The organism is Subtercola endophyticus, assembly GCF_021044565.1.
Lineage (GTDB): Bacteria > Actinomycetota > Actinomycetes > Actinomycetales > Microbacteriaceae > Subtercola > Subtercola endophyticus.
The window spans coordinates 622,891-646,357 of record NZ_CP087997.1 but is presented as its reverse complement, the minus strand read 5'-3'; the positions used below and the strand labels follow the sequence as shown (position 1 = coordinate 646,357).

Below are 23,467 nucleotides of genomic sequence, written 5' to 3'. Positions count from 1 at the left end.
CGGCGGCGGCACGGCCCCGGATCAGTGCCCCGCACACTTCGGGCACCGCGCGCGCACTTCGGGCACCGCACGCGCACTCCGGGCCGGCACGCGCACACTTTGGCGTATCTGCCCCTGCTCGAGCGGGCGCGGATGCTCCGAAGTGCGCGAGCGTCCGATACGAGTCGGCGGTCGGCGTGGGATGATCGGGGGGTGCCTCAACGACTGATGCTGCTCGATACCGCGTCGCTGTACTTTCGCGCCTTCTACGGAGTGCCGGACACGGTGCGCGCACCCGACGGAACACCCGTGAACGCCGTGCGGGGCCTGCTCGACATGATCGCTCGCCTCGTGACCGACTTCGAGCCGACCGCCCTGGTCGCCTGCTGGGACGACGCTTGGCGCCCGCGCTGGCGGGTCGACCTCATTCCGAGTTACAAGCTGCACCGGGTAGCCGAGTTCGTGGACGACCCTGGTGCCGGCGGGGCAGGCGGCGCGAACTTCGGCAGTGGCGCGACCGGCAGCAACGGCACGACCGGCAACAGTGGCACGGCGAGCGGCGGCAGCGCGAACAACGGCACCGGCCCGACACGAGACCGCGGTGTCGACATCGAAGAGACGCCCCCGGGGCTGGTGCAGCAGATTCCGACCATCCGCGCCGCCCTCGAGGCTTTCGGCATTCCGATCGTGGGTGCCCCCGACCACGAGGCCGACGACGTGATCGGAACCCTCGCTACGAGATCCGCCGCGGCCGGTGTGCCCGTCGATGTCGTGACAGGCGACCGCGACCTGTTTCAGCTCGCCGACGACGAGCGCGACGTGCGCATCGTCTATACCGCTCGCGGCATGAGCAAACTCGAGCTGGTCACGGACGCGGTAGTTCAGGCCAAGTACGGCATACCAGCAGCACGGTACGTCGACTTCGCCGTGCTGCGCGGCGACACCTCCGACGGGCTGCCGGGCGTCGCCGGCGTCGGCGAGAAGACCGCGGCCACGCTCGTGCGCGAGTACGGCGACGTTGCCGCGATGGTTTCGGCCGCGACCGGCGCGTCGGATGCCGAAACGTCGGATGCCGGGACGCGAGCCACTGGGCACACTCCATCGGCAGGCCCGTCGGATGCCGGGACGCAAGCCACCGGGCACACTCCATCGGCAGGCCCGTCGGATGCTCACCCGGGAGCTCATCCAGACACTCGCGCAGATGCTCGCGCAGATGCCCAGGCGCCCGCTCGCCCCGAGGCGCCGCCGCTGTCGGCCTCACTGCGCTCCAAGCTCGCGGCCGCAGCCGACTACCTCGCCGTAGCGCCGCGGGTCGTCGAAGTGGTGCGCGACCTCGCGCTCGACGGCTTCGATGCTGAAGCCGACGCGGGCATCCGCCCCCTGACCGACGATCAGCGGTCGGCCATCGCCGCGCTGTCGGAACGGTACAACCTCGGAGGCTCCGCCGACCGCGCGACAAAAGCCCTCAACGCGCGGGCCACCGCGGCCGCCTGAGGCGCCCGACGCCCACCCCGGCCGCGCCACCCCCGGCCGCCAACCCCGGGACGCGCCGAAAACAGCGGAGAATTCGAGCCTCTGCGCCCTATAGCCGGGTACGGTGCCGGATTCTCCTACGTTTCTCGCGGCGGAGGCAGCGGCGGGGGCAGCGGCGGGGGCAGCGGCGCTGGCGCAGCATCATCCACACCGGCCGCAGCGAGCGCGGCGTCGATGGTGGGCTGGATGCGCCCAGCCCCGTCGAGCCCGGCGAACCACTGCGAGTTGCGCGCTCGCTGCACGGCCGCTTCGGGCAACCCCACGAGGTACAGCGTGCTGCCCTGGGCTGCGAGCGCTGCATCCAGATCGCGCAGCCCGTCGAGCACGGTCACCGTGACATACGGAAGGCTCGCTACCTCGAACGCCACGACGCGCGACGCATCGGCAGTCGCCGCAAGCACGGCACGGGTCGTGGGCTTCACGTTCGCGGTGTACAGCCCGGAGGTGAGGTGCAGCGCCACGACTCGAGGGTCGGGCATCCGGTCGCCCGGCTGCGCCACGATCGACCAGGCGCCCGACGCTCGACGAAAGATCGGCCGCACCTGAGGCTGGTTGAGCTCGCGCAACACGAGCACCAGCGTGATCAGCACGCCGACGATGACCCCGGGCAGAAGTCCCGCCGTCACGGCGACGACAGCAGTCGCGAGCGCAAGCCAGCCCTCGACCGGGCTAATGCGCGCCAGCCGTCGAAAGTCGGCGATCTTCACCAGTCCGACCGCAGCCACGATCACCAGCGCCCCGAGCACAGCCTGCGGCAGGTCGCTCAGCACCGGGGCCAGAAAGAGCGCCACGAGAACGGCGATGACGGCCGTGGCCAGACTCGCGACTTGCGAGCGCACCCCCGCCGCCCGAGAGACAGCGGCCTGCGAGAATCCGCCGCCGGCCGGCAGGGCCTGGGTGAACGACGAGACGACGCTCGCCGCCCCCAGTGCAAAAAGCTCCTGGTCGGCGTCGATGTCGGGTTCGCCGGCGGCTCTCACGCTGCGCGCGGCCGAGATCGACTCGAGAAACGCCATGATCGCGACGGCGACGGCCGTGGGCAGAAGCGCGCCCACCACGCCGAGTTCGGGCATCCGGATGCCCGGCAGACCGCTCGGCACGGGCGAGATCAGCGCCACCCCCGCCTGCGCCAGACCCGCGAAGGCGACGAGAACGACTCCGGCGACCACGACGATAAACGCCCCGGGAATACGCGGCACGAACCGTGCAAAGAGCAGAAGAAGCAGTATCGCTGCGATCGCGAGCACGACCGTTGCGCCGTTGGTCTCGCCGAGGTGCGCGATGCTGTATCCGAGCGTCGCGAAGAATCCCGAGCCGGCGGGTGGCGCCGGAATGCCGAGCAGCTTCGGCAGCTGAGATGCCGCGATGGTGAGCCCGGTGCCCGCGCGAATACCGATCAGAGTGGCTTCGGAGACGTTCTCGACAAGCGACCCGAGCCGCAACACTCGCGCGATCAGCAGAAAAACGCCCACCATCAGCGTGAGCGTGACCAGATCGCGCACCGGGTCGCTCGACGCCGCCGCCGCCGATGCGGCGAGCAGACTCGAGGCCGTCAGCGTTGCGATGGTCGACGTCGTCGACACGTTGAGCGCACGAGACCCGCCGAGCAGCGCGTACACAACGGCCGGCACCATGCACGTATAGAGGCCGATCTGCACGGGCAATCCAGCGATCGTGGCGTAGGCCATCGCCTGCGGCAGAATCACGGCCGAGGCGGTGAGTCCACCCAGCAGATCGGCTTGCAGCTTCGCGCCGCTGTAGCTCCGGATGCTCGGGGCGAACCACGCTCGCCGGCTCGGCCGCACATCTAGAGACATCTCCGCTGTAGTACGCGTCGTGATTACCTGTCGTGCGACGTGAAAGAGCTGCGACGCGAGGCGTGAGCGAAGGCCGACCAGCGCGACCGTGAGCTGAAGGCCGCCCCGAGGCTCAGGAACGAGGCGACGGAGAGCACCGAAAGCGCGGTTCCGAGGCCGCCGATCGAGAGGAACGAGCCCACGCTGCCGATCGATCCGAACGACCCGACGCTACCGATCGAGAGCATCGAATTGCGAGAGGCGATCGAGAGCACGGAGTTCGACGAACGAATGGAGAGCTTCGACTTCGGCATGCCTTGAAGGGTACCCCTTCCCGCTAGGTCTCGCTCGGCGCCGGCTCCGTGGGTTCTGCTTCGAGAACGCTGTTGCGCCGCGCCAGTTGGAACACTCCGTAGACAGCAGCAGCGCCTGCGATGACAAACAGCACAGCCGCCCACCACGGCGCCGACTTCGCCTCGCCGAGCACGACGATACCGATGGTCACACCGACCATCGGGTCGATGACGGTCAACCCAGCGACAACGAGGTCAGGCGGCCCCGTCGAATACGCGGTCTGTACGAAGTACGTGCCGGCGAGGCCTGCAGCGATGAGGCCGAGAAAGCAGAGAATGGTCAGCCAGTCGTTCGGCCCGATGTGGAACCCGCCGATGAAGAGGGTCTGCACCCGCTCGATCACCACTTTGGCCAGCGTTGCCACAAAACCGAACAGAATACCGGCGCCGACGATGTAGAACACCGTCGTGGCCCGGGTGCGGTACAGCAGGAAGACGGTCGTGACGATACCCAGCACAACCGCAAGAATGATGAGCACCACGACCAGCTGCAACTCGCTGATCGGCAGAGTCGAGGTGGTGAGTGCTGCGATCGTCACGAACAGAGCGATTCCGCCGACACAGAAGGCCACGGCCCGAATGGTGGCGCGGTCGAGTTTTCGCTTGTTCACTCGCGCATTCACGATGGCCGTGATGACGAGCGCGACCGCACCCAGCGGCTGAACCACGGTGAGGGGCGCGAGGTAGAGGCTGACGAGCTGAAAGATGATGGCCAGCGTGATCATCACCGTGCCGATGACCCAGGAGGGGCGCTTCACGAGAGCCCACAACTGGGCGACGTTCAGGCCCGACTTCGCGTTGCCGGTGGTCGCGGCATCTACCTTGTTGACGCCGCGATGCTGGAATTCTGCCCCGAGTGCGAGAAAGACGGCTCCGATCAGCGCGATCGGAATCCCCAGCGCCTGCAGGGGGCTGAGGGAGGCAAACTCGACAGGCATACACCCATACTCACACGCCTGTGGATGCTCTCACGACCGCGCCTCGCTGTAGGCTCGGCCTTCACGCGCCCACTTACGCAAAATTCGGCAGCAGCGCAACCCGATGCGCCGACCGGGGCGCGTGCGTACGGTGAAGTCGTGGCTACAAATCATCGCACCATGAAGTGCGCCCCAGAAGACGTGTTCACCGTCATTGCGAACGGCTGGTTCTTTCCCACCTGGGTCGTCGGCGCCTCACGAATGCGAGACGTCGACGAGACCTGGCCGCACGTCGGTTCGCACCTGCACCATTCCTTCGGTGTCTGGCCGGTGCTGATCAACGATGAGACCACCTCCCTGCAGTGGGATCCGCCTCATCGCGTCGTGATGCAGCCGAAGGGCTGGCCCCTCGGCGAAGCGCGCGTCGTCGTCGAGGTGAAACCGCACACGAAGGGCTGCCGGGTGACCATCGTCGAGCACGCGGTCAAAGGGCCCGGCACGCTTCTGCCTCGCACCGCGCTCGACGTCGCCCTGTTCATCCGCAACGTCGAGACGCTGAAACGCCTGGCGTTCATGGCCGAGGCCAAGGCGGGCGGCGAGCTGACAGGCGACCTGCAACCGACCGAAGCCGATCAGAAGCCTCCCAAACGCGCCTCGCACGGCCTCCTGCGCCGAGTCGCGCTCTTCGGAATCGCTGTGATCGCAGTGGTCGTCGTCGCGCAGCGCATCAGCGAATCTCAGTCCGTTTCGCGTCGATAAACAGCGGCGTGCTCGTTATCCGGGCATGCCTTCGGAGAGCGCCCGCCGCGATTCCGGAGCGTCGAACGGGTCGGCGAAGTACTGCGTCTCGTGCGTCACCTCCCCGCCCGCGAACTCCATGATCGACACCGAGTACGTCGGCGCCCCGTCGTAGGTGATGACGCATTCACTCACCCAGACGGCGCCGCCACCCGTGATGCGCAGCACCGTGAAATGACGGTCGGCCGGATGCTCGCCGCGCTGAGCAGCGATGGTCTCGCGCCCTCGAAACCGCTCACCCGATTGCGGGTAGTCGAGCACAGCCTGCTCGGCGTACATCGCGTGCTCGGCGACGATATCACCGCGTTCCGAAGCGAGCCAGTGCTGCTCGATCGTCGCCTTGATCGTATTTTCCGTAGGCACCGCGCCCTCCCTCGTCGACCCCGAGCCGTCAACCCAGGTGCGAATAGTCTGGCAGGTCGATCTTGTCGGCCGGCGGGGTGAAGAACTTCGCGCCGAGTCTGCCGACGAGGGGCGTGGATGCGGCCCGCAGCGCGACGTGCAGAGCCGCGAGGCCGGCCCGCGTTCTCGGGTTGGCGATCTGCGGCACTCCGGGCGGAAGCTGCTGCGCCTGCTCGACGTACGGGCGCATGATGCGCTCGTAACCGGCGAACGCGTCTCTGTGATGCACATGCGCGGCCAGCTCCCCCGCCAGCACGTAGGCGCCGACGAGCGAGAGGCTTGTTCCCATGCCGCTCACCGGGGAGGCGCACCACGCGGCGTCTCCGGCGAGAACCACCCGGCCGCGTGACCACGTCTGCGCCTTCACCTGCCCGATCGTCTCGAAGTAGATGTCGCTCGCGTCGTCGAGAGCATCGAGGATGCGCGGCGCCTGCCAGCCCACGTTCGCGAACTGCCTGCGCAGTAGCGCCTTCTGCTCGGCGGCCGAGCGGCGATCGCCCCGGGCATCCGCTCGCCGTGGGCCGTAGACCACCGACGACAAGACGGCGCGGGTGGTTCCGTGCCGGTCGGGGCGCAACGTCACGGCGCGGCCGCCGGGTTCGTTGTACCAGTTCCACCACGGGGTATCGGATTCGGTGCGCGTTACCGTGAGGTACGTCATCTCCATGCCGAGCGGCCGGATCGACGCGTCGTCGCCGAAAACCAGGTCGCGAGTACTCGAGCGCATGCCGTCGGCGGCGATGACGAGGTCGAACTCACGCCGATCGCCGTGCTCGAAGCTCACCTCGACGTGATCTTCGTGCTCGTCGATTGCCGTGATCTGGTCGCCGTAGACGAACTCGGTCTGTTCGCCGCTCGCCTCGACCAGTATTTCGGCGAGGTCACCGCGCAGAATCTCCAGTTCGGCCGTCGCCCCGCCCGTCTGACCCGCCCGAACCGGAAACTCGGCCACGATCGCCCCGCCTGCGCCGAGGAAGCGGGTGCCCACCTCGCCGGTATTCGCGGCACGCACCGTCTCTTCCAGCCCGGCTCGGCGCAGCACCTCGCGGGCGGCGCCGCGAACATCGATGTTCTGCCCACCGCGGCGAAGCTCGGGTGCGCGTTCGACGACCGTGCAGCTCCATCCGTATCGGCCCAGCCAGTAGGCGAGGGCCGGCCCGGCGATGCTCGCGCCAGAGATCAGAACGGTGGGTTGACGGGGCATGAACGGCCTTTCTGTGCACAACAGATTCGTTTGCGCATGGCGACGAAAGCAGCCTTGCAGAAAAGCCTCGCACCTCGTCGGGGTTGCGTCATGAGAGCATCCGTGCATACCGGGGGTGGCGACGTAGAATCGAGTATGCGCATGCGTCGCAGAACGGCGGGTATCAGTTCGGCGATCGTGATCGCCGCCGTTCTCGCGCTGGCCGACAACGCCGGGGCTTCGGCGCAGGCCGGCCCCGTGTATCCGTTCGCCGCGGCGACCGCGACCACCACAACGGCCACGAGCGTCGCGAGCACGCCCGGTACGGCCACACCCAGCACCGCCACACCCAGCACCGCCGCACCCAGCGCGCCGAGCACGGCCGCCGCGCCCGCGCCCAGCACACCCGGCACTGCGTTCACGCCCCAGCTCGGCACTCCCGCCCCCACCGGCACGGCCTCGGCCGAGGCCTCGCAACGGCCGGTCGTCGCCGCGATCGGCGACTCGATCATGGACGGCCACAATGTCGGTGCCGATCAAGCGTGGCCGGTACTCGTGAGTGAGGCGAACGATTGGCAGCTCACCAACCTCTCGATCGACGGCACCGGCTTCGTGCAACTCGGCAACGACGGTAATACCTTCGAGTCGCAAGTCGTCGAGGCGGGCGAAATGGATGCCACGGTGGTGATCATCTCGGCGAGCAGCAACGATCTCGGCCAAGACCCCGACACCCTGGCTCAGGCCACCCTCGCGACAATGGCCTCATTGCGCGCCCAGCTGCCGAACGCGCAGATCGTCGCCCTGAGCGCCTTCTGGGGCGACACCGCTCCTCCCCCGCAGCTCACCGACATCGACAACGACCTGCAGAACGCTGCCGCGGCGACCGGCGCGACCTACATCGATATCGGCCAACCGCTGGCCGGCGAGCCCGATCTCATGCAGAGTGACGACGTGCATCCCACCGCTCAGGGTCTGGTGCACCTCGCAGCCGCGATCGACGCCGACATCACTCAGCAGCGAGTGGTTGGATAAACGCGTGAACGATTGGATCGACGGACTCCCGCCGGCAGCACACGACCGCATTGCGCGGCAGAAGGCAGGTCACACCGCCGGGTCTCTGCTCTCGGCGCCGGCTGCGGCGAGCATCCAGAGCGCGGGGCTCGTGCCGGTCGGTGAGGTGTTCGGCTGCGTCGTGATGAACCTCGGCTGGACGGGCGGCGGATGCTCGTGGTGGAACACCGGCGGGTTCGGCATGTCGAACATGGGAAACATTTCGCCCGTCACGACGTCGGGCGACGGCGGCAAGTACGGGAGCTTCGCGCCCTACGTGAACGCCTTCGAACGGGCATGGTACGGCTCACTCAAGCGCATGATGGTCGAGGCCGTGTCGCTCGGCGCGCACGGGGTGCTCGGAGTGCGCATCGTTCGCCGACAGCTCGAGGGCAGCTCGTGGGAGTTCAGCGCCCTCGGCACGGCAGTGCGGTCGGTCGACCCGGCACTCTCGCCCATTCCGCGCACCCAGGGTGAGGTGTGGAGCACCAACCTCAGCGGCGAAGACTGCGCCGCGGCGATTCTGTCGGGTTACCAACCGCGCGAGCTCGTGCTGGGGGTATCGGTGTCGACAAAGCACGAAGACTGGCAGCTGCGCCAGCAGAGATCGAGCTGGGTCAACGGCGAGGTCTCGGGCATGACGCACCTGATTCAGGCCGCCCGCGACGAGTCACGAGAGCGGCTCGCCGCCCGCGCCACCCATTCCGGAAGCGCCGAGCTCGCCGTCACGAGCATGGGCCTGTCAGAATTCGAGACCGTCTGCGGCGGTCAAGACGGCCGTGACCTGCACGCGGAGTCGATCGTCGTGGGCACGACCCTGCTGTCGATTCCCGGTGCCCGACGGCGGCAGAGCGGCGCCACCGCTTTGACGATTCTGCCGTTGCGCGATGCTCCCCCGCGACCGGCAAGGCGCACCGGCGCATGATGACGCGCAAAAGAAGCCGCGTAACGACCTCCGAAAGAAAGACCTCTCGATGACCGACCCGTTCTCTGGAATCACACTTCCCGAAGATGCCCGCCTGCGCCTGGCCGACGGCAAGAAGAACCTTTTCACCTCTGACCTCTCGGTGAACGAGTTCCTGCTCGTCAAACAGGCGGGCTTTCACCCCGTGGGCCTCGTTCTGGGCTCGAGCGTCTACCACGTCGGCATCCAGGCGCGCCGCTGGGGCAAGAACATGGAGCTCGACAAGCTGAGCAGTGCGATGTACCACGCCAGGGAGCTGGCGATGACACGCATGGAGGCCGAAGCCGACGCCCTCGGCGCCGACGGCATCGTGGGAGTACGGCTCGAGATCGAGTTCAAAGAGTACGGCAACGATCTTGCGGAGTTCGTGGCCGTCGGCACAGCCGTCATCGGCGAGAAGCCACCGGAGAACGGTACTTGGCGCAACAACAAGGGGCTGCCCTTCACCTCCGACCTGTCGGGTCAAGACTTCTGGACGCTCATCCAGTCGGGCTACGCACCCCTCGGCCTCGTGATGGGCACTTGCGTCTATCACATCGCCCACCAGGGCATGATGTCCTCGCTCAACAACATCGGCGCGAACGTCGAGATCACCCAATTCACCGAGGCGCTCTACAACGCGCGCGAGCTGGCCATGGGCCGTATGCAGACCGAAGCAGAGACACTGGATGCCGAGGGAATCGTGGGCGTACAGCTACTTTCACTGCCTCACCGGTGGGGTGGTCACACCACGGAGTTCTTCGCCATTGGCAGCGCCGTTCGGTCGCTGCGGCCCGACCACGTGATCGCGACGCCCAGCCTCGTGCTTCCGCTCACCGACGGCGGCCGATGGTGAGCGATCCGAGCGCGCCCTCCCCGTCGGCCGCATCGGCACCGGCCGCATCGGTACCGGCCGCATTGCCACCCGCATTGCCACCCGTCAGGCCGTCTGCGGCAACGCCCGGCCCGTCGGTTGCTACGGCGGGGGCCGATCCGCAGGCGTTCCTGACCTCCCTCATCGACGGCGCGACCCGGGCCCTCACCGAACCCGTCGCGGCCGGTGTGCTGAGCGTCGAGCGCAACAGAACTCTGGGCGACCGCCTCGCGGGGCGCCCCGGAACGATCACCGAAGTACGACTCGCCTCAGACGGAGAGATCATGTCGCTGCGGCCCGCCGCACGCGCTCAATGGGTCGCCGAAACGCAGCGGGTCTCGGGCGGAGTCGTCATTGCGCGCCGCTCACAGCCGCTCGGCGAATGGCTGAGCGCCTTCGCCGGTCGCGTCGCCGCCGTCGCGGGTGATGCGGTCGGTGACGCCGCCGCCTCGAGCCGTGCTCTGCAGACCCTCGGCATCCACTCGGCCACCGATCTATCGGTGCGTGCAGCGAGCCTCGAAACCGATCTGCGAAGTCTGCCCGGTCGCCTCGCCGGTCGTCTGCCGACGGATGCCCAGGCTCAGGTCGCTCGCATCGTGGACCTGCTGCTCGACACCGTGCCGCGGGTCGGCTCGAGCGCAGAAACCGGCGCTGTCGTGCGCCGAGCCGCGACCGTCTACCTGCCCGATACTCTGCAAGCCTACGTGGCGCTGCCCGCGGACTGGGCTCGAGCGCACGTCTTCGCCGACGGTTCGACCCCCGACAGTGCACTCACCACCCAGCTCGGCATACTGCTCGACGCGGTTTCGAAGTTGCGCGACTCGGCGGTGTCGAACGATGCGAACGCCCTGCTTGTCAACGGCCGCTTTCTCACCGACCGGTTCGCGGTGTCGAGCCTCGACCTTTCGTGACGATCAGCCGTGCGCGTCAGCGCGACAACGCGTCAGGCTCGTCCCCGGCGCGCGAACGGTCGAGGTAGCTGCGAGACCGGGCTACCTGGCCCTCGAGAGCGTTGACGGTCGCCGCCATCGAGTCGACGGCCTTCGCTCGGTAGCCGTCGATCGCATCCATCGTGGCAAACACGTTGTCGAAGGCGCGCTGCAGCGTCTCGACGCTGACCCCCGACGAGGCGGCCTGCTCGTGGATCATCGCCGTCTGCTGCTTCAACGCCTCGCTCGTGCGTTCGATCATCGAGTTCGTGGTCTCATTCAGAGCGCCGATCTGGTCGAGAACCAGCCGCTGATTCGCGAGCGCCTGAGCGACGATGATGGCCGTGCGCAAAGCCGCGACCGTCGTCGTGCGTGCTCGTTCGACGCCCTTGATGAGTTCGAGGTTGTTCTTGCGGATCATGTCGAGCGCGAGATAACCCTGAACCGACACCGCGATCTGCGTCGTCAGGTCTTGCCGGCGTTGGCGAATCGGAAAGAGCGCATCGGAAACCAGCGAGTCGGCCAGCCGGGGGTCCGTCGGTCGCACGGCCTCGGCTCGCGCCGAGATCGCCTCGTCGAGATCGGCGGCCAGCGCCGCGTACTCACCGAGCTTGCCCATCGTCACCCAGAGATTGGCTCGTTCCTGCTCGATAGCCGCATTGTCTTTCAGCAGCTCGTCTTGACCCGAGACGAGCGCCGCAATGATCGCATCCAGCTGCTTCTGAGCCGACTGGTACCGGGCGAAGTAGTGCGTGAGCTTATTGCCACCCGGCAGCCGACTGAACAACTTCTTGGCACCGGTGAGATCGGCGCGGGCAGGGTCGAGGTCGGTGATCGTGGTTCGCAGCTCTTGCAGGGTGTGGGCGACCTTGACCTGTGGGTCGGCGGCCGGGCCCTTGCCCCGGGCAGCAGCCAGTGACGACGAGGGTCTGCTGAGCATCCGGTTCGAGGTCTCGGCGCTCGCCCGAATCTCTTGCTCGCCCATCTTCGTGATGTCATTGACCTTCGCCGCGAACCCCGGACTGCCGGGAGGATGCTCGGCGAGCCCGGCGACGAACGTGCGCGCAGTCTCGCGAAGCTTGGAACGGGTGTCGGAGGGCACGGGCACCATGCCCGTCGCCTGCTCACCCTCGACCTCGGGTACGGCCGCCGGCGGAGTCAGCACGATCTCGCTCTGCGGCTGCGGTTCGGGCGGCGTCAGCGGTTGGCTGAGGTCGAGTTCAGACACGGTTCTCCTATCGAGTGCACTTCAGCGTAAATCTCACGGCCCAGATCACCCTAGCGACCCAGATCACCGAACTTGTAGGTGAGAAAGCGACCGTTGACCAAAAGCACATCGGCGTCGCCGCGAAGCGCGGCATCGTGCATTTCTGTCGCCGCCTGCTCGATCATCGAGAGTTGCTCGAGCAGCGCGGTTGCCGGTGTGCTGCCATCGGTGTAGACGTGATTTTTTGCCCAGTCGGTCGGCAGAGCAAGATAGGCCCGCAGCGTTTCAGGCAGGTAGACCGTCGCCGTGCGCTCCGCGTTCGTCTTGAGCTCGTACCCCGCCACGACCCTCGGTAGCGTTTCGATGAGCAACTCGATGATGTGCTTCAACACCGTCGACGCTTCGGGCGGGATCCGGCCGCGCACCTTGAACGGCAAGGTGCGGAGGTCGGCGAGCATATTCTCGTCGCTGACGGTGACGCGCGGGCCCGACACCGAGATGCCGAGCAACTGCAGCGGGTCTACCGATGCGGAAGTGCCGTTTGCAACACCCGCAGCACCGGAAGCACGCGAAGCACCCGCAGCAACGGCCACTCGCCCGGCGAACGCCTCGAGCCACTCCCCCAGGTTCTGGTTGCGGCGGCTCACCACGATTCCGCGCACGACACGGCGCGTTTCGGCCGTGTACCGCTGATCGGGGGTGCAGACGAGCTCCATCACGTAGCCCCTCGTGACGAAGCAGATCGAGCTGATCGACCCCTTGCGTAGAGCAACCCGATCACCGATCGATCGACGCCGCACGACCGTCAGCGAAGACTCGGCCACGTCTCGGGGCAGCACTCGTTGCACCGCCTCGACGAGCCCGCCCAGAAACCCCTGCGGATCGTCTAGTGCGAGTACCTGCCCGGGCATGAGCCGAGTTTATGCCCGAATCGGGGCCCGCGGCTCCGTGTGAGCCACGAACATCCTCACAGTGCTGAGCGGCGGTAGATATTCATCTGAACCCCCGTCGGCAGCTGCCGGGTACTGGTGAGGGCGAGCTTCGACATCGGAAACCCGTCGGCGAAGAGCTTCTTGCCGGTGCCCAGCACGAGCGGACAAACGACCAGCCGATACTCGTCGATGAGGTCGTGTTCGGCAAGCGTGCGCACCAGCACGGTACTGCCCCGACGTCGAATCCGCCGTCACGGTCTTCGTCAGGGCCGCCGCCGCCCTGCACCACACCGTCGAGCGTGATGAATTCCTGAACCACGATGGTTGCCATGACCGCTTATCCTCTCGTTCGCCGTGAACCGGCGTGACCGCCTCGAGGTGGCCTCGAGGCGTTGGAATACACCTAGGCGGGACCAGCGACACCGACGAGATTGCCCGCCGGGTCTCGAAAGTGCCCCACCGTGACGTGCCCACCCTCGTTCAGCTGGGCAGTCAGGATGATCGTGGCCCCCAACTGCTCGGCCTGATCGAGCGTCGCAGCCACATCTTCGACCCCCACGTAGAAGATCGCGTGCGGAGCGAACCCCGCCCCACCCCCGATTCCGCCCGCCGCTGGCTCGCCGTCGGCCTCGGGCGCGATGAACGAATACTGCGCCGTGTCAGAGATCGCCGACGCGACGGCAGCACCCGGTGGCGCATCCCACCCGAACAGCGCGCCGTAGAACTGCCGCAGTCGCGCCGGCTCCGGGCCGATGAGCTCGACGTGCACGATCGGGTTACCCATGGGTCTACAGTGCTCCCACCCACGCCCGCCCGCAAGGCATCGCTCATGGTCGGGTCGGTCGCGCGCATGGCTTGCCCGCGCACTCAGAGCGGCAGCATTGTTCCGATGCGTGACCGGTGTGCTGCGCTAGTGCGTGCTGTGTTAGTGCGTGCTGCGCTAGTTGTACTGCTCAGGGAGGTTGGTTGATTCGGTGTGACGACTCGCTGTAGTTGTTGGAATGGGGTGAGGGCCCCCGGGGCGAAAGTGGAGTTGCTCAGTCAACCACTTACCGACCTGAAAGGGCCCTCGTGTCTCACGCTAACGCAGCTCTCACCCCACGTCACCGTCTCCGCATCGCGCGCCTGATAATCGATGACGGCTGGCCCGTCGCTCATGCCGCGGCGCAATTCAATGTTTCCTGGCCTACGGCGAAGCGTTGGGCCGACAGATACGCGGCGATGGGCGCAGCGGGTGTCGTGGATCGTTCTTCTCGCCCGCACTACAGCCCAACCAGGACCCGGCAGCAGCTCGTGCGGAAAATTGGGCATCTGCGGTGGAAGCAGCGCCTGGGCCCGGTCGCGATCGGCGCGAAGCTCGGGATGCCAGCATCAACAGTGCACGCCGTTCTCGTGCGGTGTCGGCTGAACCGGCTCGGCTACATCGATAAACACACCGGTGAGGTCGTCCGCCGCTACGAACATGACACTCCGGGCTCGTTGATCCACGTCGATGTCACGAAGTTCGGCAACATTCCTGACGGGGGCGGGCACCGATACGTTGGCCGGCAGCAAGGTCGCCGGAACCGGGCCGCTACCGTCGGGATTGTCAGAGATGCTCGTTATGAACCCCGGCCGGGGAAAGAGTTCGTGCACACCGTGATCGATGACCACTCCCGGGTCGCGTACGCCGAGATCCACGCCGATGAAACCGCCGCCACCGCCGTGGCCGTGCTGCAGCGGGCGGTGTCCTGGTTCGCCGTCCGCGGCGTCACTGTGCAACGAGTGCTCTCCGACAACGGGTCAGCGTACAAGTCGCATCTCTGGCGCGATACCTGCGCGGAACTCGGGATCACACCGAAAAAGACCCGGCCGTACCGGCCCCAAACGAACGGGAAGATCGAACGATTCCACCGCACCCTCGCCGACGGGTGGGCCTACAAACGGTTCTACCCCACCGAAACCGCGCGCCGAAACGCCCTCCCCGCATGGCTCCATGAATACAATCACCACAGACCCCACACCGCCATCGGAAGCCACCCACCCATCAGCCGGTTAACCAACCTCCCTGAGCAGTACAGCTAGTGCGTGCTGCGCTAGTGCGCGGCGCGGGGAGTGCGGCCGGAGAGCACGGCGATGAGGCTGATGCCAGACACGATCGCCCAGACACCCTCGAGCAGCAGAAAGCCCCACTGCTGGCCGATGACGGCGTCGACGGCCAACACAGCGGAACCCACCGTATTGAGCACGAGATACCGCTTAGATTTCAGATCGAGCACACCCCACTGCGCGAGCGCGAAGCCAGCGAGAACAAGCAGCGACCCACCGATTTGTATTGCCATGTGCATGACGACCTCCAGGTAACAACGTCGTCGTGCTGGGTACGTTGATGTTCGTCCAGAGGTGGCCGCACTGACCAACTGATATCGAGAATAGCAAGCGTGCGTGAGCAAACCCTGTGCAGGCATCAACCATGCGTGTTCGAGCCCGGGCGTTCGAGCTCGGGCGTTCGTGCTCGGGCGTTCGAGCTCGGGCCCTTGCGGTCTGGCGCCGTGAGCCGTCGCGGTCAGGCGCCCCGTCGGTGGGGGCGATCGACGAGCTCTTGGGCAAGTCGAGTTCTCGATTTTGTGCTGGGTGCCCAGCGGCGATGTCTTCGATCGATCCACGGTGGGGCTTTTATCTGCGGCACGCCACTGCGCATGCGGATCTCCCACCCCGATTGGTCGATGGTTCGATGATGGAACCAGCACAGCAGCACCCCGTTGTCTGAGTGCGTCGGGCCTCCGCCGGAGTGTTCATCAACATGGTGAATCTCACACCACGAAGCCGGAACCGAGCATCCCGGAATGATGCACCCGCCGTCGCGCAACGTGATCGCGCGGCGTTGTCGCCCTGTGAAGCAGCGTTGCTCGCCGCCCAGTTGAACGACGCGCCCCTCATCGGAGAGAATGACCCGCTGAACACCACCGGAGCACACCAACTGACGCACCGTACGGGCCGAAAGCGGCACCTCGCAACCGTCGACCCAGCCGACTCCGGTGCCTGCCGCGAGGTCTGACTCGCGAACACTCACCATGACGGTTGCGGGAGCGCCACCGATCGACGGCGTATCTGCCGCCCTGCTCGCGCTCTCGATCATCGAGAGAAACACATCGTGCTGCTGCTGCGGCCGTGACCGACCCTCGACGGCAACGTCAAGAGCACCGGCGTCTCGAGCTGATTCTCCGTCGATTTCACTCGAGCGCGGGTCAGCAGCCTCAGCGTCGGCGTCGGCAGCGGCGCCAAGGTTCGCAGTGTCGGCAGCGTCGCCAGCAACAGCAGCCCCACGAGCATCCGCTTCACCCCGAAGGGCCGGAAACGCGACCGGACTCGTCACCGGTGAGAGATACGCGTCGAAGATGCGCTGCAGCCGTGCCGCGGCTTCAGGCAACAGCATGCCGGAGAGCGGCACCCCGGCAGAGGTTGCACGCCCCAGGGTCAACGACCGGTGGCGCATCGCCCGCTCTTCATCGGGCTCGACACCGTCGGGATCGATGACCGACCGCCACACCGCTGCTTGCAAGCGAAGGTCGTCGGCCGTGGCCGGCACAGGACACTCCAGGCTCTCGCCCAGCGCGGCTCGCACCAGCTCAACTTCGGCGGCGGCGATCGTTGCGGGGTCGGCCTTCAGCGAAGACACCGAGAGCCCGGTGACGATGGCATTCGCAGCGTCGACGCTGATGCCGGCGGTGGAAAGCACGGAACCGAGCGTCGAAAAGCGCGCGGGCAACGATTGCCCGGTGAGCGAGACGACCGGTCGAACTGCCTCGCCGACTCGCAGCAGCTTCGCTGCCGTCGCCGACGAGACGCGAGAAATGCGCTGAACGAGTTCGACGGCATTTCTGCACCCCTTGCGCGCGCACAGCCGTTCACCACCCAGCTGTCGCCGTGAACGCTCGGCCACTTCGCCCGCGACAGCAACGTCGATCGAGCCACAGGCCTGCCCGACTTCAGCAGCTGACGCAGCAACGCACAGCAATTCGTCGTCGGTGAGCGTACCGGCATCGAGCAGCGTACGAACCCGACACAGAAGCTCGCGCGCAACGTCGAGGTCAGCGGTGAGCTGCTCGGCTGGCGCGTTTGCGCGGGTTTCGTTCATGCATCCATTTTCGCACATATGTTCGAGTAAAACTCACTGAATTGCCGAAAACTCCAGAACTGTGGAGAACTCGACTGCTGACTATTTGTGCACTCACCCGCGATAGACCGTTCGAGGCGGTGCTCTTGCGTGTTCGTCGAGACGGCGTGATGATCAATTCATGTTCGGGCGCATGCACCACGGTGTCGGGCCATCCCTGCCTGTTGAAGGGTTGCAGTTGGCCGTGCCCCCATCGAAAGGATTTCTCGTGACCGACGACGCACTGCCGAGCTGGAATGAGGGTGCCACGAAACAGGCCATCCTCGACTTCGTGGCAAGGGCCACCACGCCCGGTGCCGACTTCGTGAAGGTTGCCGACCGCATCGCGGCCTTCGACAACGACGGCACTTTATGGTCGGAGCAGCCACTTCCACCACAGTTCGATTTCGTGTTCCGTCGCTGGGGCGAAGAAGTCAAATCCGACCCGAGCCTCGCGGCGATTCAGCCGTACAAGGCCCTCGTCGAGCACGACATGAGCTTCTTCGCCGGGGTCGCAGCCCAAGACCCCGCCACGATCGAGACGCTACTGAAGGCGTTCAGCCGGTCGTGGACGGGCAGCACGCCTGAACAGTTCGACGCCGAAGTGCGGGTATGGCTCGAGACGGTCAAGCAGCCCAAATTCGGCGTGCCGTACATCGAGTTGATCTACAAACCGATGCTCGAACTCATCGAATATCTGAAAGCGAACGAGTTTCGCGTCTTCGTGTGCTCCGGCGGCGGTCGCGACTTCATGCGCACTTTCGCCGAAGAGGCTTGGGGCATCTACAAAGAGAATGTGATCGGCACCGCCGCTGACTACCGGTACATCGACGGCCAGATCATCCGCGCCGAAGAGGGCCTCGGCGGCCTCGACATCGGCCCCGGCAAGCCCGAGCACGTCTTCGCCCAGACCGGGCGGCTGCCCGTGTTCGCCGGTGGCAATGCGGATGTGGATATCGAGCTGCTCGAATCGGCGACGTTCGCGATCATCGTCGAGCACAACGACGACGCTCGCGAATTCGCCTACACCTCTGGTGCCGAGAAATCTTTCGCCCGGGCCGCGGAACTGGGCTGGACCGTCGTCAGCGTGAAAGACGATTGGAACACCGTCTTTGGCCACATCGAACGCGTATAAGCGCAGCGCTACCCGGCCGACAGAGACAAGACAGAAACCCGCCATCACACAAATGGAACCGGCGTAACCGAACTCCCCTCAATGCCGCGCGGCGAGATACATCGCCGTGAAGTCGGTATCTAAGGCTTGTCCCGCCTCTATGAACTCAACCATTCCGGGGAGAACGTCACGGGTATCGAAATAAGCCACTCTCCCATCGCCACCTACCCGAGCTTCGAAAACCGGTTCGTAGCCTTGGGCGCGCATGTGTGCCACGCTCGCATCGAAGTCAGGCCGAGCGTATCCGAAATGATGAAACCCATAGCCCCTCTCCTCGATGACGTCACGATGAACGGAGGGTAGATCGTCGAGCGGCTGGATAAGCTCATACTGCATGCGTCCACCGAATCCGAGGGCGACGTTTGCGCGGGCCTCAGTAGGTAATCCGTGATATCTGGGGTTCTCCCCCGCAAAATCGCGCATCACGGTCCAGGGCCCTACACCCAAGCGGGAACTGAACTCACGCATCGCCACGTCGAGATCTTCAACGACGAAGGCGATTTGAATAATGGAGTCATCCGGCTGCCCAAACCCAAATTCCATGATCACGCCTCCCCGGCGCCAAACGGAAGACCGCCCATCAGCACCTTCTCCTCCGGAGGTATGGGGTCGAGATCCACCTGCACGTCTATGCAGGCCGGGCGCCCCGCCGCTATCGCTTTCGTGATCGCATCGGCCAGCTCGTTCAAGCGGGTGACCTCATAACCATCGGCGCCGAGCGCGCGCGCGACGGCACTGTATGACCCGTTAGACAGGGCATTGTTCGTCACTCGATCTCGCCCGAGTACGATTTCTTGGGCGTGCCAGGTCGCACCCCACGCCCGGTTGTTGAGCACAATGACGACGACGGGAAGTTCGGCACGAACCATCGTGTCGAATTCCGCCAGGCTGTAGCCGACCGCTCCGTCACCGGTGACCAATACCGTGATTTCACCCGGTCGCGCGCTCTGAGCACCGAGTGCGGTGCCCATGCCGACGCCCATCGATCCGAGATATCCGTGGCAGAGATAGTGCGCAACGTTGCTCTTCGCTATCGTCTCAGAAAGCCAGAGATAGGTGAGGGCACCATCTGCGACCACGGTCGACCCACTCGGCAACGATGTGGCAATGGCGGTAACTGCGTCGAGAGGGTGAATCCGATCTCCTGGCACTTTTTCAGCCATAACGGCCGCGGTGCGCTCTTCGGCCACGCGGGATAGCCGTTGCGTCCACGTCGATGGGGCGCTGGGCCGCTCGAATCGCTCGGCCAAGGCGGATACGGTTGCCCCTGGGTCTGCTTGGATGGCGAGGGCGACGGTTTCTAGGCGACCAAGTTCCGCTCCTGACGAATCGATCTGCACGATCTGGATCCCGTGCGGAATCAGCGTGCCCGATGTGAGTGCGGTGGTCAGTCCGAAGCGCACCCCGAGCATGATGATGAGGTCTGGCTTCTCGTCAGAAGGGAGTGTAGCCAGGATCTGCACCAACCCGATGCCCTGGGGCGTGCCGAGAATCGCTCCGAGACCGTCGTAATCGGAGACTAACGGCACTCCGCTTCGCTCGGCAAAACGATGTAAGGCCGCGCGGTCGGAGTCGGCAGCGAATGGTTTGCCGATGAGCGCGACCGGGCGCTCCGCAGAACGGATGCGTCGCTCGATGTCATCGAGCGACGACGGTGCAGCTGCCCCGTGACCATCCAGGTTCAGCCGGTTCACGTCTTCAGGCAATTCCACGGACTCTCTGAGAACGTCCCAGGGAATGTCGAGGAGCACGGGCCCGGCCGGCGCCGAGCGCGCGACCCGAACCGCCTGGGCAAGCAGACGCGGAATGAGTTCCGTGCGAGTGACGCGGTGGGCCCACTTCGTCACGGGGCTTGCCATCGCCACTTGGTCGATACCCGATTGCAAGTCGTTCGACTGGTCGAGTGAGAGCGGTCCGGAACCGGCTATGTAGACGACAGGCGTTCGATCCAAGAACGCGTTGGCCATCGACGTCACGGCGTTGGTGAACCCGCCGCCGGCCGTAAGAATGGCGACACCGACATCCCCTCGTACGCGGGCATACCCTTCTGCTGCGTGCCCCGCATTCATTTCGTGCCTGACGTCGATGATGCGAAACCCGTCGTCGAGCGCAGCCTGATAGATGCTGTCGACGTGGGCGCCATTGATACCGAATGCGGTGTCGACTCCAGCCCGCTTGAGCGTGCTGATTACCATCTGTCCACCGGTTGAGACTGTCATGATTGTTCCTTTGCTGTCAGATCCGAACTCATACCGCCAACTCTCCGCCGTCTACTGCTAGTACATGACCCGTCACGAAGCTGGATCGGTTGCTGAGCAACCACAACGCAGCTTCGCCGATCTCACGAGGTTCGGCCATTCGCCGAAGCGGCGAGTGGGCGACCAACGCCTCGGGATCCATATCGCCGTTCTCGATCAGCGCCGCCACCATCGCGGTGCGTGTCAGCCCGGGAGCGATCGCATTCACTCGTATTCCTCGTGGCCCATACTCAGCCGCGACGCTGCGAGTGAGCCCTACGACTGCGTGCTTCGTTGCAGAATAGAGGGCTGACCCTGGTAATCCCGCCATTCCAGCAACCGACGCCGTGTTGACGATAGATCCGCCTGGCTCCATAACCGTGAGCTCTGCGCGCAGGCAGTGCCAGATTCCGGCGACATTGATGTCGAAAGCCTTCTGCCAGAGCAGTGGATCCACGAGCGATGTGTCGACGGCGGGGGGAGCTATGCCGGCATTGTTGAATGCTCCATCAATGCGTCCGAATTTCGAGACTGCAGCGTTCACGGCGTCAGCGACGTCGTTCAATCTCGCGACATCGCACGCCTGACCACCAGCCCGGCCGCCGGCGGAGACGATGTGCCCTACTACCTGATCCAGCGACTGTTCATCTCGGTCGATGGCGAAAATCGCCGCCCCTTCCTCTGCGAAGAGTTGGGCTGCCGCGCGTCCGATCCCGCTACCGGCACCGGTGACGAATACGACTCGATCGCGCAACAGACTCTCGCTCACTCCCCCTCCTCGATTCGTGCACGAACGGCGTCATAGATCGGATGCTCGAGAACCATCCGCTCGACCGCGGCCCTCGCTTCGGGCGGAGTCTCGAGCGGCACCGCGCGACGTATTGCATCAAATCGTCGCTGCAGGAGTGGGCCGTGTTCGGCGTGAGTGACGACGTATAACGCGTCATTCTGAATCGCGCGGATGACGCGCTCACCTACTTCTTTGGGCTCCATCGGCTCTTGGTAAAGCACGTCGAGGCCAGCCCCACCCGGTTGAACGCCCTGAGATTCGCCGGGGGGCAGCAACCCGTTGGCGATGTTCGAACGCACGATTCCGGGAACGAGAATGGTTACGCCGATCTGCGTATCCCACAGCTCGGTTTGCAGAGCTTCCATGAATCCGATGACTCCGGCCTTGGCCGCAGCGTAGACGGATCCCGGCGCCGCCAGCAGTCCCCCGATCGATGCGGTCGACACGATTCTGCCTGGGCTCCCGGTTCTCAGCATCCGTGGGACGATCGAGCGCACTCCGTTGAAAGTTCCGGTGAGGTCGATGTCGATGAGCCAGTCCCACTGTTCGAAGCTCGTTTCAAGAGCGGGCGTGAGGTACCCCACTCCCGCATTGTTCACGAGCACGTCAATACCACCGTCCGCCCACAGCCGCTCTGCCAGCTGGGCCCAGCCTTCGCGATCCCTGATATCCAAGACCGCCGTGGAGACGCGACCGCCGAGCTGGTTCGCCGCTTCGGCAAGCGCTTCTTCAGACAAACCCGCTATGACCACGCGTGCCCCGCGCTGCACGAAAGCTTGTGCGATGCCGAAGCCGATGCCGCTGTCGCCTCCCGTCACCAATGCAGTCGTTTCGGGCCCGATCTTCATGCGTCGGCCTCGCTGAGGGGAGGGATGTTGGCATTGTGCCGGAATATATTGCCCGGATCGTAGACTGTCTTCACCTCACGGAGCCGACGCCAGTGGTCCCCGTATCCCTCATGTGACTCGACTTCCGTCGCATCACTGCCTCCGAAGTTGAGGTAAGACCCATCGCCGAGATGAGGGCGGAGCTCGTTGAAGGTGTTCACGACCCAATCCTTATTCAGTTGGCTGTCCTCGTGCGGTTTCCAAATTCCGCAGACGTTCACTGGCCAGAGCGCTGTGCGGTGTGCGAACGCTGTCTCAGTTTCGGGAATGCGGGCAATTGCTCCGCCCATCGAGAGAACCTCCAGTTGCGAATTGGCCGACGCGATGCGCGATCCTTGGCGCACGAGAACGTCGATTGTGTCGTCGTCAAGTTGTTTCAAGAAGCTCGACTTGTGGTAGTTGAAGTGACCGTGCGCGTTCAGATCGTCGTTGAGGCTTTGCAACTCCACATAAGGAATCGAACCGTGCGACTGAGCCAGCGGCGTGACGCCGAGATGGGCGAGATATTCGTCGATGACTGCGCGCCCTTCATCGTGATCACCCAACCAGGCAAGAGGCGCAAGCAGAACTCGATCGCCGACTCGCCCAGCCGGCGCCCAGTCCCAATCGGGGAGCATGCGGAAGAAGGCTGACCAGACGAGATCGTCGTGTGAGGTCGGCATGATGTCTCGCATCCCACGAAGCACGGCGGCAGCATCCTCGAGTTCGAACGCGTGCGCTGCGAGATACACCGGTCCGCGCTCGTGGAGCTTCAAGGTGAATTCGGTCACCACACCGAAATTCCCTCCTCCACCGCGCAGAGCCCAGAACAAGTCCTGGTGCTCGTTCCGATCGGCAACGATGACATCACCTTCAGCTGTGACAAGCTGCGCGGCGATGAGATTGTCGACGGTCAATCCGTATTTGCGCATCGTCCACCCCAGCCCGCCACCGAGAATGAGTCCACCTGCCCCGGTGTGTGAGATTGCACCCGCCGGTGTCGCGAGTCCGAACTCTTGCGTTGCCCGGTCGACGTCGCCGAGGAGAGCGCCGCCCTGCACCCTCACCAAACGCGCGGCGGGATCAACCTCGACAGCGTTCATGCCCGTGAGATCGATGACGAGGCCGTCGTCGATGACGCTGTGCCCCGGGATACTGTGGCCGCCTCCTCGCACAGTGAGAGGAACACCCTCTGCGCGGGCCCACCTCACGGCCGTGACGACGTCTGTCACGGTGAGGCACCGCGCGATGATCTCAGGCCGGCGGTCGATCATCCGGTTCCAGATGGTGCGTGCTTCGTCGTACTCCGGGTCTCCCGGCAGCAGAACCTGACCGGAAAACCCCTCGATTGTTAGTCGCTGGCTCACAA

At 65.3% G+C, this 23,467-nt stretch carries 24 protein-coding genes; 8 read left to right on the top strand and 16 right to left on the bottom strand.

The window, feature by feature from the left end; all coding sequences use genetic code 11:
- Positions 1–192: 192 nt before the first annotated feature.
- A complete protein-coding gene (locus LQ955_RS03265) occupies positions 193–1,473 on the top strand; it encodes a 5'-3' exonuclease (protein ID WP_231026804.1) in 1,281 nt (426 codons plus the stop codon).
- 116 nt (positions 1,474–1,589) lie between these two features.
- Here LQ955_RS03265 and LQ955_RS03260 read toward each other — a convergent pair whose 3' ends face one another.
- Genes LQ955_RS03260 through LQ955_RS03250 form a run of 3 tightly spaced genes read right to left on the bottom strand, consistent with a single transcriptional unit; the run spans position 1,590 to position 4,599 of the window.
- Complete coding sequence (locus LQ955_RS03260) at positions 1,590–3,329, bottom strand: SulP family inorganic anion transporter (RefSeq protein WP_231026803.1); 1,740 nt, start codon at positions 3,327–3,329, stop codon at positions 1,590–1,592.
- Between the two features lie 23 nt (positions 3,330–3,352).
- Positions 3,353–3,622, bottom strand: coding sequence for a hypothetical protein (locus LQ955_RS03255; RefSeq protein WP_231026802.1), 270 nt, complete (start codon positions 3,620–3,622; stop codon positions 3,353–3,355).
- A 23-nt stretch (positions 3,623–3,645) separates the two neighbouring features.
- Positions 3,646–4,599, bottom strand: coding sequence for a DMT family transporter (locus LQ955_RS03250; RefSeq protein WP_231026801.1), 954 nt, complete (start codon positions 4,597–4,599; stop codon positions 3,646–3,648).
- A 138-nt stretch (positions 4,600–4,737) separates the two neighbouring features.
- Between LQ955_RS03250 and LQ955_RS03245 the strand changes: the two genes are divergently transcribed.
- A complete protein-coding gene (locus tag LQ955_RS03245) occupies positions 4,738–5,337 on the top strand; it encodes an SRPBCC family protein (protein ID WP_231026800.1) in 600 nt (199 codons plus the stop codon).
- 15 nt (positions 5,338–5,352) lie between these two features.
- Here LQ955_RS03245 and LQ955_RS03240 read toward each other — a convergent pair whose 3' ends face one another.
- Both LQ955_RS03240 and LQ955_RS03235 read right to left on the bottom strand, forming a co-directional pair.
- A complete protein-coding gene (locus LQ955_RS03240) occupies positions 5,353–5,739 on the bottom strand; it encodes a nuclear transport factor 2 family protein (protein ID WP_231026799.1) in 387 nt (128 codons plus the stop codon).
- A gap of 28 nt (positions 5,740–5,767) precedes the next feature.
- The gene (locus LQ955_RS03235; RefSeq protein WP_231026798.1) at positions 5,768–6,982 is read right to left on the bottom strand and encodes an FAD-dependent monooxygenase; all 1,215 of its coding nucleotides are present in this window, start codon (positions 6,980–6,982) and stop codon (positions 5,768–5,770) included.
- A 141-nt stretch (positions 6,983–7,123) separates the two neighbouring features.
- Between LQ955_RS03235 and LQ955_RS03230 the strand changes: the two genes are divergently transcribed.
- The 4 genes from LQ955_RS03230 (at position 7,124) to LQ955_RS03215 (ending at position 10,739) form a co-directional block, all read left to right on the top strand.
- A complete protein-coding gene (locus LQ955_RS03230) occupies positions 7,124–7,993 on the top strand; it encodes an SGNH/GDSL hydrolase family protein (RefSeq protein WP_231026797.1) in 870 nt (289 codons plus the stop codon).
- A 4-nt stretch (positions 7,994–7,997) separates the two neighbouring features.
- Positions 7,998–8,936: a heavy metal-binding domain-containing protein gene (locus LQ955_RS03225; protein ID WP_231026796.1), complete on the top strand. Its 939-nt coding sequence runs from the start codon at positions 7,998–8,000 to the stop codon at positions 8,934–8,936.
- 49 nt (positions 8,937–8,985) lie between these two features.
- Positions 8,986–9,810 (top strand): heavy metal-binding domain-containing protein, encoded by an 825-nt coding sequence (locus tag LQ955_RS03220; protein ID WP_231026795.1) that lies wholly within the window; start codon positions 8,986–8,988, stop codon positions 9,808–9,810.
- A 74-nt stretch (positions 9,811–9,884) separates the two neighbouring features.
- Entirely contained in the window at positions 9,885–10,739 is an 855-nt protein-coding gene (locus LQ955_RS03215) for a hypothetical protein (protein ID WP_231026794.1), read from the top strand.
- 16 nt (positions 10,740–10,755) lie between these two features.
- On the opposite strand, the gene LQ955_RS03210 is transcribed toward LQ955_RS03215, so the two are convergent.
- The 4 genes from LQ955_RS03210 to LQ955_RS03195 form a co-directional block, all read right to left on the bottom strand.
- Positions 10,756–11,985 (bottom strand): toxic anion resistance protein, encoded by a 1,230-nt coding sequence (locus LQ955_RS03210; protein WP_231026793.1) that lies wholly within the window; start codon positions 11,983–11,985, stop codon positions 10,756–10,758.
- Positions 11,986–12,035: 50 nt separating this feature from the next.
- Entirely contained in the window at positions 12,036–12,875 is an 840-nt protein-coding gene (locus LQ955_RS03205) for a hypothetical protein (protein ID WP_231026792.1), read from the bottom strand.
- 56 nt (positions 12,876–12,931) lie between these two features.
- On the bottom strand, positions 12,932–13,141 hold the full coding sequence (locus LQ955_RS03200) for a dihydrofolate reductase family protein (protein WP_304961761.1): 210 nt from the start codon (positions 13,139–13,141) through the stop codon (positions 12,932–12,934).
- 158 nt (positions 13,142–13,299) lie between these two features.
- A complete protein-coding gene (locus LQ955_RS03195) occupies positions 13,300–13,680 on the bottom strand; it encodes a VOC family protein (protein ID WP_231026790.1) in 381 nt (126 codons plus the stop codon).
- Positions 13,681–13,967: 287 nt separating this feature from the next.
- Here LQ955_RS03195 and LQ955_RS03190 point away from each other — a divergent pair, with 287 nt between their 5' ends.
- Positions 13,968–14,960, top strand: a complete 993-nt coding sequence (locus tag LQ955_RS03190) for an IS481 family transposase (protein ID WP_231028032.1) — start codon at positions 13,968–13,970, stop codon at positions 14,958–14,960.
- Between the two features lie 11 nt (positions 14,961–14,971).
- Here LQ955_RS03190 and LQ955_RS03185 read toward each other — a convergent pair whose 3' ends face one another.
- Both LQ955_RS03185 and LQ955_RS03180 read right to left on the bottom strand, forming a co-directional pair.
- Positions 14,972–15,223, bottom strand: a complete 252-nt coding sequence (locus LQ955_RS03185; protein WP_231026789.1) for a CBU_0592 family membrane protein — start codon at positions 15,221–15,223, stop codon at positions 14,972–14,974.
- 218 nt (positions 15,224–15,441) lie between these two features.
- Positions 15,442–17,013 (bottom strand): HNH endonuclease signature motif containing protein, encoded by a 1,572-nt coding sequence (locus tag LQ955_RS03180; RefSeq protein WP_231026788.1) that lies wholly within the window; start codon positions 17,011–17,013, stop codon positions 15,442–15,444.
- Positions 17,014–17,260: 247 nt separating this feature from the next.
- Between LQ955_RS03180 and LQ955_RS03175 the strand changes: the two genes are divergently transcribed.
- Positions 17,261–18,166 carry an HAD family hydrolase gene (locus LQ955_RS03175; protein ID WP_231026787.1) on the top strand — a complete coding sequence of 302 codons (906 nt, stop codon included), beginning with the start codon at positions 17,261–17,263 and terminating at the stop codon, positions 18,164–18,166.
- Positions 18,167–18,244: 78 nt separating this feature from the next.
- Here LQ955_RS03175 and LQ955_RS03170 read toward each other — a convergent pair whose 3' ends face one another.
- Genes LQ955_RS03170 through LQ955_RS03150 form a run of 5 tightly spaced genes read right to left on the bottom strand, consistent with a single transcriptional unit; the run spans position 18,245 to position 23,465 of the window.
- Positions 18,245–18,748, bottom strand: a complete 504-nt coding sequence (locus LQ955_RS03170) for a VOC family protein (protein WP_231026786.1) — start codon at positions 18,746–18,748, stop codon at positions 18,245–18,247.
- Between the two features lie 2 nt (positions 18,749–18,750).
- Positions 18,751–20,424: a thiamine pyrophosphate-binding protein gene (locus LQ955_RS03165; protein WP_231026785.1), complete on the bottom strand. Its 1,674-nt coding sequence runs from the start codon at positions 20,422–20,424 to the stop codon at positions 18,751–18,753.
- A 28-nt stretch (positions 20,425–20,452) separates the two neighbouring features.
- A complete protein-coding gene (locus LQ955_RS03160) occupies positions 20,453–21,211 on the bottom strand; it encodes an SDR family NAD(P)-dependent oxidoreductase (protein ID WP_231026784.1) in 759 nt (252 codons plus the stop codon).
- Positions 21,208–22,080 carry an SDR family oxidoreductase gene (locus LQ955_RS03155; RefSeq protein WP_231026783.1) on the bottom strand — a complete coding sequence of 291 codons (873 nt, stop codon included), beginning with the start codon at positions 22,078–22,080 and terminating at the stop codon, positions 21,208–21,210. The genes LQ955_RS03160 and LQ955_RS03155 overlap by 4 nt, the downstream gene beginning before the upstream one ends.
- Entirely contained in the window at positions 22,077–23,465 is a 1,389-nt protein-coding gene (locus LQ955_RS03150) for an FAD-binding oxidoreductase (RefSeq protein WP_449342978.1), read from the bottom strand. Before LQ955_RS03150 ends, LQ955_RS03155 begins: the two co-directional genes overlap by 4 nt.
- Between the last annotated feature and the right edge of the window lie 2 nt (positions 23,466–23,467).

Excerpts from the sequence above, each read along its gene's own strand:
- LQ955_RS03250 (WP_231026801.1), bottom strand. The coding sequence starts at position 4,599 with ATGCCTGTCGAGTTTGCCTCCCTCAGCCCCCTGCAGGCGCTGGGGATT.
- LQ955_RS03260 (WP_231026803.1), bottom strand. The coding sequence starts at position 3,329 with ATGTCTCTAGATGTGCGGCCGAGCCGGCGAGCGTGGTTCGCCCCGAGC.
- LQ955_RS03180 (WP_231026788.1), bottom strand. The coding sequence starts at position 17,013 with ATGAACGAAACCCGCGCAAACGCGCCAGCCGAGCAGCTCACCGCTGAC.
- LQ955_RS03170 (WP_231026786.1), bottom strand. The coding sequence starts at position 18,748 with ATGGAATTTGGGTTTGGGCAGCCGGATGACTCCATTATTCAAATCGCC.
- LQ955_RS03235 (WP_231026798.1), bottom strand. The coding sequence starts at position 6,982 with ATGCCCCGTCAACCCACCGTTCTGATCTCTGGCGCGAGCATCGCCGGG.
- LQ955_RS03165 (WP_231026785.1), bottom strand. The coding sequence starts at position 20,424 with ATGACAGTCTCAACCGGTGGACAGATGGTAATCAGCACGCTCAAGCGG.
- LQ955_RS03155 (WP_231026783.1), bottom strand. The coding sequence starts at position 22,080 with ATGAAGATCGGGCCCGAAACGACTGCATTGGTGACGGGAGGCGACAGC.
- LQ955_RS03220 (WP_231026795.1), top strand. The coding sequence starts at position 8,986 with ATGACCGACCCGTTCTCTGGAATCACACTTCCCGAAGATGCCCGCCTG.
- LQ955_RS03230 (WP_231026797.1), top strand. The coding sequence starts at position 7,124 with ATGCGTCGCAGAACGGCGGGTATCAGTTCGGCGATCGTGATCGCCGCC.
- LQ955_RS03255 (WP_231026802.1), bottom strand. The coding sequence starts at position 3,622 with ATGCCGAAGTCGAAGCTCTCCATTCGTTCGTCGAACTCCGTGCTCTCG.
- LQ955_RS03205 (WP_231026792.1), bottom strand. The coding sequence starts at position 12,875 with ATGCCCGGGCAGGTACTCGCACTAGACGATCCGCAGGGGTTTCTGGGC.
- LQ955_RS03195 (WP_231026790.1), bottom strand. The coding sequence starts at position 13,680 with ATGGGTAACCCGATCGTGCACGTCGAGCTCATCGGCCCGGAGCCGGCG.
- LQ955_RS03185 (WP_231026789.1), bottom strand. The coding sequence starts at position 15,223 with ATGCACATGGCAATACAAATCGGTGGGTCGCTGCTTGTTCTCGCTGGC.